At 41.2% G+C, this 14,505-nt stretch carries 15 protein-coding genes; 2 read left to right on the forward strand and 13 right to left on the reverse strand.

All coding sequences use genetic code 11. From position 1 onward, the window contains the following. On the reverse strand, positions 1-274 hold a 274-nt coding region (locus tag BKK52_RS01825), incomplete at its 3' end, for a helix-turn-helix domain-containing protein (protein ID WP_143531376.1). 306 nt (positions 275-580) lie between these two features. After that, entirely contained in the window at positions 581-1,285 is a 705-nt protein-coding gene (locus tag BKK52_RS01830; protein WP_077420178.1) for a 7-cyano-7-deazaguanine/7-aminomethyl-7-deazaguanine transporter, read from the reverse strand. Between the two features lie 195 nt (positions 1,286-1,480). Between BKK52_RS01830 and BKK52_RS01835 the strand changes: the two genes are divergently transcribed. Beyond that, positions 1,481-3,493 carry a TonB-dependent receptor domain-containing protein gene (locus BKK52_RS01835; RefSeq protein ID WP_077420177.1) on the forward strand — a complete coding sequence of 671 codons (2,013 nt, stop codon included), beginning with the start codon at positions 1,481-1,483 and terminating at the stop codon, positions 3,491-3,493. A 382-nt stretch (positions 3,494-3,875) separates the two neighbouring features. Here the strand turns inward: BKK52_RS01835 and BKK52_RS01840 are convergent, their stop codons facing one another. Beyond that, on the reverse strand, positions 3,876-4,406 hold the full coding sequence (locus BKK52_RS01840; protein ID WP_077420176.1) for an inorganic diphosphatase: 531 nt from the start codon (positions 4,404-4,406) through the stop codon (positions 3,876-3,878). Between the two features lie 175 nt (positions 4,407-4,581). Here BKK52_RS01840 and BKK52_RS01845 point away from each other — a divergent pair, with 175 nt between their 5' ends. Beyond that, complete coding sequence (locus tag BKK52_RS01845; protein WP_077420175.1) at positions 4,582-5,898, forward strand: NCS2 family permease; 1,317 nt, start codon at positions 4,582-4,584, stop codon at positions 5,896-5,898. 114 nt (positions 5,899-6,012) lie between these two features. On the opposite strand, the gene acpP is transcribed toward BKK52_RS01845, so the two are convergent. From acpP to BKK52_RS01895, 10 genes are all read right to left on the reverse strand, one after another. Next, positions 6,013-6,243 (reverse strand): acyl carrier protein, encoded by a 231-nt coding sequence (gene acpP / locus BKK52_RS01850; protein ID WP_005627318.1) that lies wholly within the window; start codon positions 6,241-6,243, stop codon positions 6,013-6,015. 256 nt (positions 6,244-6,499) lie between these two features. After that, positions 6,500-7,228, reverse strand: coding sequence for a 3-oxoacyl-ACP reductase FabG (gene fabG, locus BKK52_RS01855; protein WP_077420174.1), 729 nt, complete (start codon positions 7,226-7,228; stop codon positions 6,500-6,502). Positions 7,229-7,240: 12 nt separating this feature from the next. After that, positions 7,241-8,179, reverse strand: coding sequence for an ACP S-malonyltransferase (fabD, locus tag BKK52_RS01860; protein ID WP_077420173.1), 939 nt, complete (start codon positions 8,177-8,179; stop codon positions 7,241-7,243). A 47-nt stretch (positions 8,180-8,226) separates the two neighbouring features. Continuing rightward, positions 8,227-8,850 carry a LysE family translocator gene (locus BKK52_RS01865; protein WP_077420172.1) on the reverse strand — a complete coding sequence of 208 codons (624 nt, stop codon included), beginning with the start codon at positions 8,848-8,850 and terminating at the stop codon, positions 8,227-8,229. Positions 8,851-8,884: 34 nt separating this feature from the next. Continuing rightward, positions 8,885-9,835 carry a beta-ketoacyl-ACP synthase III gene (locus BKK52_RS01870; RefSeq protein ID WP_077420171.1) on the reverse strand — a complete coding sequence of 317 codons (951 nt, stop codon included), beginning with the start codon at positions 9,833-9,835 and terminating at the stop codon, positions 8,885-8,887. Positions 9,836-9,853: 18 nt separating this feature from the next. Continuing rightward, a complete protein-coding gene (gene plsX, locus BKK52_RS01875) occupies positions 9,854-10,870 on the reverse strand; it encodes a phosphate acyltransferase PlsX (RefSeq protein ID WP_077420170.1) in 1,017 nt (338 codons plus the stop codon). A gap of 21 nt (positions 10,871-10,891) precedes the next feature. Beyond that, positions 10,892-11,062 carry a 50S ribosomal protein L32 gene (gene rpmF / locus BKK52_RS01880; RefSeq protein WP_005544470.1) on the reverse strand — a complete coding sequence of 57 codons (171 nt, stop codon included), beginning with the start codon at positions 11,060-11,062 and terminating at the stop codon, positions 10,892-10,894. Positions 11,063-11,084: 22 nt separating this feature from the next. Further along, the gene (yceD, locus tag BKK52_RS01885) at positions 11,085-11,609 is read right to left on the reverse strand and encodes a 23S rRNA accumulation protein YceD (RefSeq protein ID WP_077420169.1); all 525 of its coding nucleotides are present in this window, start codon (positions 11,607-11,609) and stop codon (positions 11,085-11,087) included. A 425-nt stretch (positions 11,610-12,034) separates the two neighbouring features. Continuing rightward, positions 12,035-13,699: a PTS transporter subunit IIBC gene (locus BKK52_RS01890; RefSeq protein WP_077477709.1), complete on the reverse strand. Its 1,665-nt coding sequence runs from the start codon at positions 13,697-13,699 to the stop codon at positions 12,035-12,037. 9 nt (positions 13,700-13,708) lie between these two features. Next, positions 13,709-14,500 (reverse strand): endonuclease/exonuclease/phosphatase family protein, encoded by a 792-nt coding sequence (locus tag BKK52_RS01895; protein ID WP_077477711.1) that lies wholly within the window; start codon positions 14,498-14,500, stop codon positions 13,709-13,711. Between the last annotated feature and the right edge of the window lie 5 nt (positions 14,501-14,505).

Here is a 14,505-nt window from a genome sequence, read left to right on the forward strand (position 1 = left end):
GCTTTTTGACTCCCCAATCGGGACGTTTAATCCGCTCGGTAATCAACCAATCACAAATCCATTGTGGTGTCGCATTGGGGCGGTGATGAGGCTTTCGAGAAAGCTCTTTCAAGCCATTAAATCCCATCTGTTCGTGGCGTTTAATCCATTTATCAGCCGTTGGACGACTAATGCCAAACTGCTGACACAGACTGGTTTTTGTATAATCTTGGGACAACCAGGCTTTAATAAATAACACTCTTTGTTCCATTATATTCGTTTCTTTCCAAGGCATCTTATTTCTCCACGAGAATTTTGATGCAAGTTTACAAGATTGTAATGTAAACGATGTATTTGGGTTATGATGTAAAGGATGTTATCAGGTTGTACCCGCAGGCGGAGGGGGGAAAAGAGCGGTTACTTTTCACTGAGTTTTTGCAACTTTGTTGCAATCCCCCTTAAGGTGCCGCCTCGCTCCCTGTAAAAGGAGGGAGCGAAAAATTATCTATTTGTGCAACTGCTACATAATGCCGTATATTCTGACCGCACTTTTTCTTCAGCCGGTATTGTCAAAAATAATGATAATAGGATTTATCGGTACTCAAGCCGATTTTGTGTCGCTTAACCGTTGAAGTTTACGCAAAATCACACTCAATACCACACCGTAAGCGGGAACGAATAATAAAATGCCGATAAATAATTTGAATAAATAATCGACAAATCCCAGTTCAGTCCAGTGTGCCGCCATAAAAGGATCGGTGCTTTGATAGAAGGCAACACTGAAAAACACAAAAGTATCCGCCATGGAGCCTAACGTCATCGAACAGCTTGGTGCAATCCACCACGTTTTGAGCTGCCTCAAGCGATTAAATACCGTCACATCCAATAATTGCCCCACCACATAAGCCAAAAAACTCGCCAATGCAATGCGGAAAACAAACATATCAAAGCCACCTAACGCCTCTATGCCTTGATATTGGGAATTGGAGAACAACACGGAAATAACATAGCTGACAATGAGGGCAGGAATCATCACGATAAAAATAATCCAACGGGCTTCTTTGGCACCAAACACGCGCACCGTGAGATCCGTGGCAAGAAAAATAAAAGGAAATGTGAGCGTTCCCCAAGTGCTATGAAATGAAAAATCTTGTGCTGCACCAAGTACGGTCAGTTTTAGGGAAATTTCAAAGGGAATTTGCACTAAATAATTGCTTGCCGCAATAATGAGAATATGGAAAAAACTCAACCAAATGAGCGCATTACGCTTTTGTTGCGCATTAAAAATTGGATAATTAATGTTCATATTTACCTTTTTGAATAGAAAATCGGGGTGAGGGAACCCGAGAGTAAAAATCAGAGGCGAATAATACGCAGATTTATTGAGATTGCAAGTGAAGAGAAAAAAATAAATGCTTAATTTTTGTCATTTGGGTCGCTTGACATTAAATGCAAAAAAAAACGATAATAATTATCAAATTTGTAATCTAAGGATAAAAATATGAAAAAAATCAAGTTTACGTTGCTCCCGTTAAGCGTATTTGTCGTGTTGAATGTGCAAGCAAATTCCGATCAACTGGATACGATTGACGTTGTGAGTGACAACTATTCCCCCCAAGTATCCAATGTAGCCGCAAAAGGTGTGGTGAAAGTTCGCCAAGCGACAAAAATGTCAGATGTATTGCGCACTGTGCCGGGTGTCAATGTGAACGGCGGGCGTTCGGTTGTCGAGCGTTATAATATTCGCGGTGTATCGGAAGAATACTTAACGGTGACGGTTGATGGTGCGCGCCAAAATGGCTATGCATTCCATCATTCCGGAAACTATGGTATCGACCCTGAAATTTTAAAACGTGTGGATATTGATGTCGGTTCCAACTCTGTTGTTGCCGGAGCCGGTTCATTAGGAGGATCAATTAAATTTGAAACCGTTGATGCGGCGGATATGCTTGAAGAAGGTCAAAATTTCGGTGGAAAAGTGAAATATGGTTGGGGGAGCAACGGTAATTCCCATCAAACCACAACTATGCTGTATGGTCGTGCCGGTGCATTGGATTTATTAGGCTATTTTAATTACCGCCATCAAGAAAATGGTAAAGATGGCAATGGGTTAAAAAATCAAAATGAAGGTCATCTTCAAGATTATCTTTTCAAAGCAAAATATAACATTAGCCCGGATCAATGGGTAAAATTCTCCGCAGAGCGTTATAACAATACCGCTTTAAGTTGTTTTCGGGCAAACTTTGGAATGTGTTTAGGCGATGTACCCCAACCTGGAGAAGAGGGGTTCATCAACGCAAACCATGGTAAAGCATATACCGGGATTAAACGTGAAACTTACACGCTTGCTTATGGATACAACCCGGTTAATAATCCATTAGTGAATATTAAAGCCAATGCTTATAACACCGATTCCAAAACATCCTCTATGGGGCAGCTACAAACCAATATCAGAACAGTGGGTGGCTCACTTTCTAATACATCGGAATTGGATTTAGGTGCAACACATCATATGGTTTTATTCGGTGGAGAATATTTTAATACAAAAGCACGGGCTTACAGTGAAGGACCAAATGGCTACATAACAAAAGTTGACAGTACATCCATTTATTTAGAAGATCAGATCGCATTAGGCGACTTTGTGATCACTCCGGGGTTGCGTTATGACTATCATAAAGCCCGTTTATCTCCAACATTTGATAAACACTATAGCCGTTTTTCCAAAGCTTTAGGGATTAAATATCTCACCACTGAAAATCTCATACTATTTGCCAACTATACCGAATTATTTAAAGGACCTGATGCTGGAGAGGTCACACTGAATGGCTCTCGTGCGTATTCTCCATCGCTTGAGGCAATTCGAGGTGATAATAAAGAGGCAGGAATTAATTTTGCCAAGGATAATATTTTTAGTGGTGATGATTCATTCTCTATCACCGCAAAATATTTCCAAACGGATTATGACAATATTAATAAAAATATTAACTTAGGCGGGTTTAGCGGCTATCAAAACATTGGTGCAGTTAGATTAAAAGGGGTTGAGGCTTCTGCGAAATATCGCTTTGAAGATCTTACTCTTGGCTTAAGCTATGCACGAGCGAGAAGCAAACAAACCACGGATGTAGGCTCACAAGTTAAAGGCTCTTCCGGCTATGCAGCCTTCCCTGATAGTGGCGATCGCTATAATCTTTTTGTCAATTATGTGATCCCGAAGGCACAACTTGAATTAGGTTGGAACACCATGTGGGTAAGAGGCATCAATTTATATGAAGAAACTAATGTAGGAAGTCGAAGAGCACCGGTTTATGTGCCCGGCTATTCGGAGAAATCCTCTTACTCCGTCAGCAACGCCTATATCTCTTGGGCACCGATGCAAGTTAAAGGATTAGAGCTCACCTTTGGGATAGACAATATCTTTAACGAAGCCTATAAAGATCATAGTACACAATATTATGGCGCAGTGGATTTGGAACCCGGTCGCAATTATAAACTCTCTGCTTCCTATAAGTTCTAATCTCCCTAAAGTGCGGTGGAAATTGAGGTATTTTTTCACCGCACTTTTGCATAAAAATAACTTACCCATTCTTCATCGTCCCAAAATTTGAAAACTGTCATAAATTTATAACATTTTTAATGCATTGCCTTGAAATGGCAAAATCTATTGATAACATCGATGTTGTTTACAGGGCACAATAAACGTTCAAAACTTAGCACCATATGTCAATCAGAGAACGGGCGATGATATTAAACAATCCTCTATCGATTATGAAACCCATAAAATGATGCGCACTCAAGTAAAAATATTTATATCGGTACGGGGGAAAAACGTGAAGGAATGTATTAAGTAGGGTTAAAAAAAGGCAGCTTTGGCTGCCTTTTACAACGAATAATCTAAATTAACGTTCGTTCCAACGTTTGATGGATTCACGAATCACTTCTTTCGCTTCTTCTACATCGCCCCAGTGTGTCACCTTTGTGCTTCCCGGTTTTTTCAATGCTTTATAGTTGTTGAAATGAAATTCAATTTGTTTGATTAATTGCGCCGGCACATCAGCAAGGCTGTTATAAGCATTGCCGGTGTCGCGATCATCCGCCGGGACACAAACAATTTTATCATCCACTTCGCCATCATCGACAAATTTCATCACACCAATCACTTTCGCTTCAAGGAATACGCCTGTGGCAAGCGGTTGGCGAGTGATTAATAACACATCCAATTCATCACCGTCTTCATCCAATGTTTGCGGAATAAAACCATAGTTTGTTGGTTTGGCAAAAATTGCAGGCTCTACACGGTCTAATTGGAATGCGGCGACTTTGCGGTTCCATTCGATTTTGTGGCAACTGCCTTCCGGAATTTCATTTACCACATTGATGATCCCGGCATCCACATCACCCGGAGTTAAAATTTGGTTAAAATCAGCCATTGTCTTTCCTTATTTCATTGAGTTAAAAACGGCGAGAGTATAGCAGTTTTTAGGTGATTTTGTCGCCCTAAATTTTCATTTAAAAACGACCGCACTTTAGTTACGCAAACGTTTACATCTTCTTTTGTTTCTGTAAAATAGCCCCTTTCCATTCCGACTTATCTTTAGAGGCAATATGTCTAATTTAGAAAAAATCTTTGAACTGCAAAAACGGGGTTCAACCCTTCGCCAAGAAATCATTGCCGGTTTAACCACATTTCTTGCAATGGTCTATTCTGTGATTGTGGTGCCCAATATGCTTGGTGCAGCCGGTTTCCCTGCCGCATCAGTTTTTATCGCCACTTGTTTAGTGGCAGGATTAGGCTCGATTTTAATCGGTTTATGGGCGAATGCGCCGATGGCAATTGGCTGTGCCATTTCCCTTACCGCCTTTACCGCCTTTAGTTTGGTTATCGGTCAAGGCGTTTCCATTCCTGTTGCATTAGGTGCGGTATTCTTAATGGGGGTTACGTTCACCTTAATTTCCGCAACGGGGATTCGAGCGTGGATTTTACGTAATCTTCCTTCCAGTATCGCCCACGGGGCGGGAATCGGTATTGGCTTATTTTTACTTTTAATTGCCGCCAACGGGGTAAATTTAGTGGTGAGTAATCAAGCCGGTTTACCGGTGAAATTAGGCGATTTCACCTCGTTTCCCGTAATGATGTCTTTAATCGGCTTGGCATTCATCATCGGTTTAGAAAAAATGCAAGTAAAAGGCGGTATTTTATGGGTGATTATTGCCATTACGATTATCGGTTTAATCTTTGATCCCAATGTGAAATTCAACGGTGAAGTGTTCAAAATGCCAACTTTTGGTGAAAACTCATTATTTTTGCAATTAGATGTACAAGGGGCATTACAGCCGGCAATTTTACCTGTCGTATTTGCTTTAGTAATGACGGCCGTTTTTGATGCAACGGGAACAATCCGTGCCGTAGCAGGGCAAGCGAATTTGTTGGATAAAGACGGGCAAATCATCAATGGCGGCAAAGCCCTAACCTCGGATTCCGTCAGTAGTTTATTCTCAGGATTATTCGGTACAGCGCCTGCAGCGGTCTATATTGAATCGGCAGCCGGCACGGCAGCAGGCGGAAAAACAGGCATTACTGCCGTTGTGGTCGGCGTATTATTTTTATTAATGCTTTTCTTTCAACCCCTTGCTTTTTTAGTTCCGGGTTACGCAACGGCTCCCGCCCTTATGTATGTGGGATTATTAATGCTAAGCAACGTGAGTAAATTGGATTTTGATGATTTTGTGGGGGCGATGAGTGGATTAATTTGTGCGGTATTTATTGTTCTCACCGCCAATATCGTTACCGGCATTATGTTGGGTTTTGCCGCATTAGTGATTGGGCGTATCGTGAGCGGGGATTTCAAACGTTTGAATATTGGTACGATATGTATTGCGGTGGCTCTGGTTGTTTTCTATGCCGGCGGTTGGGCGATTTAATGCTATACAAAAAATTTATCCGATAAAATGACCGCACTTAAAAAAGTGCGGTCATTTTTTATCAAGATTTTAAATAAAAAATTAGGCGACTTAATAAAGCCGCCTAACTTGAAATTATTGATTGTTTTGAACGTAGTCAATCGCTGATTGAACAGTGGTAATTTTTTCAGCTTCTTCATCAGGAATTTCGATATCAAATTCTTCTTCTAAAGCCATTACTAATTCAACTGTGTCTAAAGAATCCGCACCTAAATCTTCAACGAAAGAAGCTTCAGATTTAACATCTTCTTCTTTAACACCTAATTGTTCAACGATGATTTTTTTTACGCGTTCTTCAATACTCATTTGTTTTTCCTATGTTGTCATAACTCATTGCTGAGGGTTAGTAGTGTATGGATTTTTAACGGCTTTGCAACTTTTTCATGAGTGGTTACACCACAAAAAGCGCAAATAAAAATACATACAGAAAAAATAGTTACAGACCTTTACACTACGCATAAGGCGTAACCAAATCAGGTTGCGGGGCAGATTTTAACATTATCTAAAATCTTTGGCTATGATTTTATCAGGGAAATGCCCCCAACACAGAGTGCGAAAAGCACTAGCTCATATACAAGCCACCATTGACATGCAACGTAGTCCCGGTGATATAAGCCGCATCATCAGAGGCTAAGAAAGCCACCGCTTTGGCAATATCTTTCGCTTCACCTAAACGACCTGCCGGCACATTGGATAAAATTCCTGCCTTTTGGTCATCAGTTAATACTTCTGTCATATCTGTGGCAATAAAACCTGGTGCTACGACATTTACAGTAATACCACGAGAAGCCACTTCTTTTGCTAAGGCTTTTGAGAAACCAATTACACCCGCTTTCGCCGCACAATAATTACTCTGCCCCAGATTCCCCATTGAGCCAACTACTGAACCAATGTTAATAATACGTCCAAAGCGTTTTTTCATCATAGAACGTAACATTGCTTTAGAAAGGTGATAAATCGAGGTTAAATTGGTTTGCATAATATCAAACCATTCTTCATCTTTCATACGCATAAGAAGATTATCACGAGTAATGCCCGCATTATTAACGAGAATATCAATGTCGCCAAAATCCTTCTTGATTTGTTCTAATACGGCTTCAATAGCGGCATTATCTGTAACATTTAATACTAAGCCTTTGCCTTTTTCCCCTAAATAAGCAGAGATCGCTTCTGCCCCTTTTTCAGAGGTTGCCGTACCAATCACAAAGGCGCCTTTTGATGCCAATTCTTCGGCAATAGCACGGCCAATACCACGCGTTGCCCCAGTCACTAACGCAATTTTATTTTGCATATTTTCTTCCTTTTACGCTAAAAATTCTTCAATGGTATTCAGTGAGGCAAGATCATTGACTGATGTTGCTTGTAAATCACCCACGATACGTTTGGTTAAACCGTTTAATACTTTACCCGGCCCGATTTCCACTAAAGCTTGAACGCCCTCTTGAGCCATTTTTTCGACAGTTTCTGTCCAACGCACCGGGCTGTAAAGCTGACGGATAAGTGCCTCACGAATGGCCGCACTTTCCTCTTCCTTAGCCACATCGACATTATTAATAATAGGGATAAGCGGCGTTTTTACCTCAATACTTTCTAAGGTGGCGGCTAATTTATCTGCTGCCGGTTTCATCAATGCACAATGCGATGGAACACTCACTGCTAAAGGTAATGCCCGTTTTGCACCGGCTTCTTTACATAATACCGCAGCACGTTCTACTGCCGCTTTTGCACCGGCAATCACCACCTGCCCCGGTGAATTGAAGTTCACCGCAGAGACCACTTCGCCTTCCTCTGCTTGCTGGCAAGCCTTAATAATCGCTTCATTATCCAAACCAATGATGGCATACATTGCACCACTACCTTCAGGCACGGCTTGTTGCATGAGTTTTCCTCGTAACTCCACCAATTTAATAGCATCTTGAAAGTCTAGCGCACCTGAACAAACCAAAGCAGAGTACTCACCTAAACTATGACCGGCCATCACAGACGGTGTTAAATGAGGATATTTTTCTTGCCATACCCGATAGATCGCAACAGAGGCGGCCAAAAGTGCCGGCTGGGTTTGCCAGGTTTTATTCAGCTCTTCAGCAGGACCTTGTTGCACAAGTTGCCATAAATCATAGCCGAGAACCTCAGAGGCCTGTTTAAAGGTATCGGTAACGATAGCATATTCTGTAGCGAGTTCAGCCAACATACCTACGGCTTGCGATCCCTGTCCGGGAAATACCATTGCAAATTTTTTCATTTTTATTTCACCTCTAAATATAAAACTTATAAAAAATTGACCGCACTTTAACTTGAAATGACCTTAATGCCCAGTCCAACCATTAAACCGCCAAGAATACGATCAATCCAATGACCTGCCCGTTGAAATTGACTATTCACCGATGGAATAGAAAGTAAGAACGCAACGCCGGCAAACCAAAGAAAAAGTAAGAACATCATCCATCCGCCATAAACGCTAAGTTGCCAAATTGGCATATCAGGCGAAAGCACAACGGTAAAAACAGAAACAAGATAGACTGGTGCTTTGGGATTGAGCACATTACACAAAACTCCTTTCCATAAGGTGTGTAATGCCGATTCGGGTTTTGCCTCTACTTTACTGATTTCTACCACTTCTTTTTTGGCTTTTGCCTTTAAGCCTTGATAGCCTAAATAAACCAAATAAGTCCCCCCCAATACTTTAATCAGGGTGAGTAACCAACTTGCTGAGGCAATGACAGCCGCTAAACCCAATATTGAATATAAAATATGTATACCAAAACCTAATCCCACACCTAAGGCACAAATGAGCCCCGCCTTTCTTCCACGGCTTAAAGTTTGCTGGGAAACATAGATAAAATCCGGTCCAGGAGAAATGGCTGCAAGAATATGAATACTTGTGATAATGAAAAAACCTTGCCAAAAATCCATTAATACCTCTATTGTTTTTTATTGAGGAAATTATTTAAAAACGCACTAATGCAGAACCCCAAGTCCAACCACCACCGAAGGCTTCTAGTAATAACAACTGTCCACGTTGGATACGCCCGTCACGCACAGCCTCATCTAATGCCACCGGCACGGTTGCCGCACTATTGTTGGCATATTTATCCAGAGTGACGACCACTTGAGACATCTCCATATCTAATTTTTTCGCCGTTGCACTGATGATACGTAAATTTGCCTGATGCGGCACAAGCCAATCTAAGTCTTTTTTATCCAGATTGTTTGCCGCTAAAGTTTCTTCTACTACATTAGAAAGTTCACGCACGGCAAGTTTGAAGGTTTCATTACCTTGCATTTCGATATAACCGGATTTTACCACGCCACGCTCGGATTGCGGTAAAACCAAGGCATTATTTTTGTCCGCCGATGCGTGCAGATGCGTTGAAATAATGCCTTCTTGCTCGCTTGCCTCCAAAATCACCGCACCGGCACCATCGCCAAATAGCACCACGGTGCTACGATCTGTTTCATCTAATTTGCGGGAGTTAAGATCCGAACCAATCACTAAGGCTTTTTTTACTTTTCCGGTTCGGATAAATTGATCGGCAACGCTTAAGGCATAAACAAAACCGGTGCAAGCTGCCGCTAAATCAAAAGAAATGGCATCATCAATCTCCAACATTCCTTGGATTTGGCAAGCCGCACTCGGATAAGCATGTGATGCACTTGTGGTGGCCACAATAATGAGATCAAGATCTTGAGGATTAATGTCCGCACGTTGAATGGCATTTTTCGCCGCTTCAAACCCCATTGTCGCCACGGTTTCATCCTCAGCGGCAATACGGCGTTCATGAATACCTGAGCGGGTGACAATCCATTCATCTGAAGTATCAACCATTTTTTCAAGATCCGCATTGGTGCGGATTTGGCTTGGTAAATAACTACCGGTAGATAAAATTCTGCTATTCATAATCAATCATTTCAGTCATTAATAACGGGTTAACCCCGCCAAAATTTTTTCAGGAAGTTTCTGACGGGCTTGGAAAGCGGCATCAGCAATGGCGTGAGCAAAAGCTTTTACATTTGCACTGCCATGGCTTTTTACCACCACCGCAGTCAATCCAATAAGCGATGCCCCATTATATTCATCGGGATTAATACGTTTTAAACGTTGATACTGTGTTTTAAACAAATAACGCATTCCCCAAAAAATAGGCTTTAAACAATAATGTTTAGATTGTCCTTTAAATAAAGATAAAACATTTTTGGCAGCACCTTCTAAGGTTTTCAAGGCAATATTGCCTGAAAAACCATCACTGACAATCACATCCGCTTTACCGTTTAATAATAAATCACCTTCCACAAACCCGATATAGTTAAGTGCGGTCGATTTTTCTAATAAATTGGCAGCATCACGAATAAATTGATGTCCTTTAATTTCTTCTACACCAATATTTAATAATCCGATTCTGGGATAAACTAAATTGAGCCGATGCTCGGCAAAAATGCTCCCCATTATAGCAAATTGATAAAGATTTTCTGCACTGCATTCAAGGTTTGCACCAAGATCCAGCATCACCGATTTTTCACCGCCAACAGTTGGTATCAAAGAAACCAAAGCTGGACGGGCAATCCCCTTGAGAGGTTGTAATAAGATCTTTGATAACCCCATTAACGCCCCGGTATTGCCGGCACTGACACAACCTTGCGCCATACCGTGTTGAACCGCCTCAAGGGCTAAACGCATTGAGGTATTTTTGCTATGACGCAATGCATAGGAAATTCCCTGATTATTATCAATAGTGCGTGTGCAATGATGGACTTGAATACGATCTAAACTGGCTTTCGGAATGTTTTCAAGGAAAGGGGAAATTTGTTGGCTATCGCCAAATAGGATTAAAGAGAGCATCGGATCACTTTCCAACGCTAAGAGAGATGCTGGGAGAGTAATACGGGGACCAATGTCCCCGCCCATCACATCTAACGCTAAGGTTAGACGACTCAAGTGAATACCTATAAGTAAAAATTACTTATTAATCACTTTACGACCACGATAGTAACCGTCTGCAGTTACGTGATGGCGTAAGTGAGTTTCACCACTTGCTTTATCCACTGACACCGCAGCAGTAGTTAACGCATCGTGTGAACGACGCATATCACGACGTGAACGAGATTTTTTATTTTGTTGAACAGCCATTGGCTATACTCCTAAATTTAATTTACTTTTGTTTTAAATTAGCTAATACAGCGAACGGGTTCGGTTTTTTTGCCAACTCTTCCGGCAATTCGCCAAAAACCTGTTCCTGCGCGTACACTTCACAGTGTTCAGATGAATGCTTTGGTACAAGTGGTAGTGTTAAAATTAACTCATCTTCCACCACACCAAGTAAATCTATTTCGCCAAACTCATTAACTTCAATCGGCTCATAAATTTCCGGCAATACATCAACCTGATCCCAATTAGCCACCGGACTGTAAAGAAAATCACATCCCAATGTCTGTCTGAACGGCTCGCCACAACGCTGACATTCTAATTCAACATCAACTTGTGCTTTCCCTTTCATCACTACTAATTTTTGCGGATCAATATAAAACGATAATGTTACCTGTGCCTCGCTAAGCACATTTACCACAGATTCAGCTAACCGCACCAACTGATTAATCGTGTAACAACCTTCATAATCAATTCGCTGTTGTGCGCCTTTAACCGGATCAACGGTGAGGGGTAGTTTTACCTTTTGCATAGGGCGTGAATATTACCCCTTGTAAACAAAATAGTCAAAGGGAAATCACACTTTTACACAATAAAAAAGAGTAAATTTCAGATCAAATTAACTTTTACAAAAATTCCCTTTTTTCATCTCTTTACCAAAACCATTTTGGGACATCAGGTTTTGAAAGATTATTCGGTGCATATTTTTGAACAGAATAAACCAAATCTATTTGCCACTGACTCCATGATAACAAACTTGGGTAATATACATCGCCCCAATGCCGTCGCTTTTAACTGAAAATATCAATGTGTCAGCGAAAAATAAAAGTCAATAACTTATGCAAAGAGTTGGTTATATTTAGTCATAAAAAAATCTGCACCTTAATTAGTTGATATTTACTCCAACTTTTGAGGTGCAGATCAATTTTGACCGCACTTTTACTTGATTGAGGTCACTTAAACTTTCGGTATTTCCTCACCTGAAGCAAGTAGATCTTGGATATCCGATTTCAGTACATCAGCCTTTGGCCCGTAAATGGCTTGAACCCCTGTACCTTTAACGATGAGCCCCATCGCACCAGCTTGTTTCCAACCGGCTTCATCGCCGACTAACTCAGCATTGTGTACGGAGATGCGTAAACGTGTCATACAAGCATCCACATTGGCGATATTATTGCGTCCGCCGAGTAAATTCACAATTTGTATCACTTGAGCACTGGCGTTCGCTACTTTTGGTTCATCGCTTGAACTTTCATCTGCGTTTTTCGCATCGTAGTTGCCGTTTCTGCCAGCAGTGGCGAGGTTGAATTTCTTAATCATAAAGTTAGCGATAAAGAACATCACCACAGCGAATAGGATTGATACCCAGATGAAGTTAATCACGTCCATTCCGATGCCCGCTTTCACCGCCATTGGAGTACGGGTTAAAAATTCGATATTACCGAAAGAATGCATACGTAGATCTACGATATCCGCCATGGCGAATGCGGCACCTTGCATTAAGGCATATACGATGTAAAGTGGAAGAGCTACGAACATAAACATATATTCGATTGGCTCTGTTACGCCGGTTAAGAACACGGCGAGTGCGGATGAAAGGAAGATACCTTTGTAAACTTTTTTCTTGTCTGCGTCTACATTCACATACATCGCAAGGGTTAAACCCATTAAGATACCGCTAGAACCGATCATTTGACCCACTTTAAAACGTGCAGGAGTCACCGTTGAAAGCAATTGGTTATATTGTTCTAAATTGCCTGCATCTTTAAGGTTGATTAGGTCGCTTATCCATGCCAGCCATAACGGATCCTGACCAAATACTTGAGCCCCTTGATGTGCCCCGGTTAAGAAAGTGTAAGTACCGCCCAATGAGGTATAGTTCATTGGAATAGTAAGCATATGATGCAACCCGAAAGGCAATAATAAACGCTCTAAAGTACCGTAAATAAATGGAGCAAGAATTGGTGCCGTATTTTGCGAGTTTGCAATCCATTGACCAAAATGGTTGATTCCTGTTTGAACTAACGGCCAGAAGAAGGCTAATACAATTGCGACAACAACTGAACGATAGATCACCACAAACGGAACAAAACGTTTACCGTTAAAGAAAGTTAATACTTCGGGTAATTTGCGGAAATTATAGTATTTATTGAAAGTAGTAGCCCCTACAAAGCCAGCGATAATCCCCACAAACACCCCCATATTTAATGCAGGTTGCCCGAGGACATTCACAAAGTAGTTTGCAACCGGAATTTCACCTGCAAAAAAAGTACTGACGTGAGCATTTGGATCAGCGAGCATTTCAATTTTCACACCGAAGAAATGCCCTGTAATAAGGTTGATTAAAATGAAGGCTAAACCAGCAGCAAATGCACCGCCTGCACGCTCATTCGCCCAGCTACCACCAATGGCAAGGGCAAATAAAAGGTGAAGATTACCAATAATCCCCCAACCTATTTGGGCGATGATATTCCCTACACGTGACACCCATTCTGCATCGCTCAGTAACGGTAATGAGTTACCGATACTCACCATTAAACCGGCAGCAGGTATTACGGCAATCACCACCATTAGGCATTTACCAAATTTTTGCCAAAATTCAAAACTCAGCAGTTTTTTCATTATGTACTCCTAAAGAATAAGATCGACTTCCACACCAAAATGGTCGGAAACTACGGCTTTATTTTTGCCATTGAAAATCACTTGGCTCAATAAAACCCGTTTTGTTTGATTTAAAAAAATATAATCTAATCGCTTCTCTTCGCTATAGTCACGCCAACCATCAATCTCTTTTTCCACTGTAACACCGGAATCTTTTTGCTCGGCAAGCTTATAGGTGTCAAGCAGCCCTAACGCTTTGATTTGTTCATAGGCTTTTGGATTGCCGATTGCATCGGTATTAAAATCACCCATTAAAATTTTGAGATTATCGCTTTGCGTACGTTCCACAATATTGCGAATGTTCTCAAGCTGATTCTCTTCTTTACAATCAGGCAAATTGATATGGCAAGAGTAGCACTCCACCAACTGTCCTTGATATTCCACAGTGAGCCCAAGAATTTTGCGGGAAAGAATGGAATCAAGACGTTGATGTTGGCTGCAATAAAAGGGATCGACATCATACACAGGCAAGCGGGTTAAAAATGCAATGCCTTCGTCATATTTATCGTAGCCAATATGTGAGTTGCTCCAAAATAATGAATATTTTTGCTCAACTTGCCGGTTAATTTGGCGTAATAAAATCACGCCATAATTATCTTGTTTTAAAGCCCCTGAAATAGCGGGAGCCGACATCAGCTGATTGACTTCTTGCAAAGCAATCACATCATAGCCTTTTTCCACAATGGTTTGAGCAAGTTCATTGATTTTGACTGCTTGGTTGTCCTCCAACCAAGCGTGTACATTGAGGGTCAGTAATTTCATTCCGC

Origin of the sequence: Rodentibacter trehalosifermentans, assembly GCF_002000545.1 — a bacterium.
In the GTDB taxonomy this organism is placed as follows: Bacteria; Pseudomonadota; Gammaproteobacteria; order Enterobacterales; family Pasteurellaceae; genus Rodentibacter; species Rodentibacter trehalosifermentans.

Excerpts from the sequence above, each read along its gene's own strand:
- BKK52_RS01830 (WP_077420178.1), bottom strand. The coding sequence starts at position 1,285 with ATGAACATTAATTATCCAATTTTTAATGCGCAACAAAAGCGTAATGCG.
- BKK52_RS01835 (WP_077420177.1), top strand. The coding sequence starts at position 1,481 with ATGAAAAAAATCAAGTTTACGTTGCTCCCGTTAAGCGTATTTGTCGTG.
- BKK52_RS01840 (WP_077420176.1), bottom strand. The coding sequence starts at position 4,406 with ATGGCTGATTTTAACCAAATTTTAACTCCGGGTGATGTGGATGCCGGG.
- BKK52_RS01845 (WP_077420175.1), top strand. The coding sequence starts at position 4,582 with ATGTCTAATTTAGAAAAAATCTTTGAACTGCAAAAACGGGGTTCAACC.
- acpP (WP_005627318.1), bottom strand. The coding sequence starts at position 6,243 with ATGAGTATTGAAGAACGCGTAAAAAAAATCATCGTTGAACAATTAGGT.
- fabG (WP_077420174.1), bottom strand. The coding sequence starts at position 7,228 with ATGCAAAATAAAATTGCGTTAGTGACTGGGGCAACGCGTGGTATTGGC.
- fabD (WP_077420173.1), bottom strand. The coding sequence starts at position 8,179 with ATGAAAAAATTTGCAATGGTATTTCCCGGACAGGGATCGCAAGCCGTA.
- BKK52_RS01865 (WP_077420172.1), bottom strand. The coding sequence starts at position 8,850 with ATGGATTTTTGGCAAGGTTTTTTCATTATCACAAGTATTCATATTCTT.
- BKK52_RS01870 (WP_077420171.1), bottom strand. The coding sequence starts at position 9,835 with ATGAATAGCAGAATTTTATCTACCGGTAGTTATTTACCAAGCCAAATC.
- rpmF (WP_005544470.1), bottom strand. The coding sequence starts at position 11,062 with ATGGCTGTTCAACAAAATAAAAAATCTCGTTCACGTCGTGATATGCGT.
- yceD (WP_077420169.1), bottom strand. The coding sequence starts at position 11,609 with ATGCAAAAGGTAAAACTACCCCTCACCGTTGATCCGGTTAAAGGCGCA.
- BKK52_RS01890 (WP_077477709.1), bottom strand. The coding sequence starts at position 13,699 with ATGAAAAAACTGCTGAGTTTTGAATTTTGGCAAAAATTTGGTAAATGC.
- BKK52_RS01895 (WP_077477711.1), bottom strand. The coding sequence starts at position 14,500 with ATGAAATTACTGACCCTCAATGTACACGCTTGGTTGGAGGACAACCAA.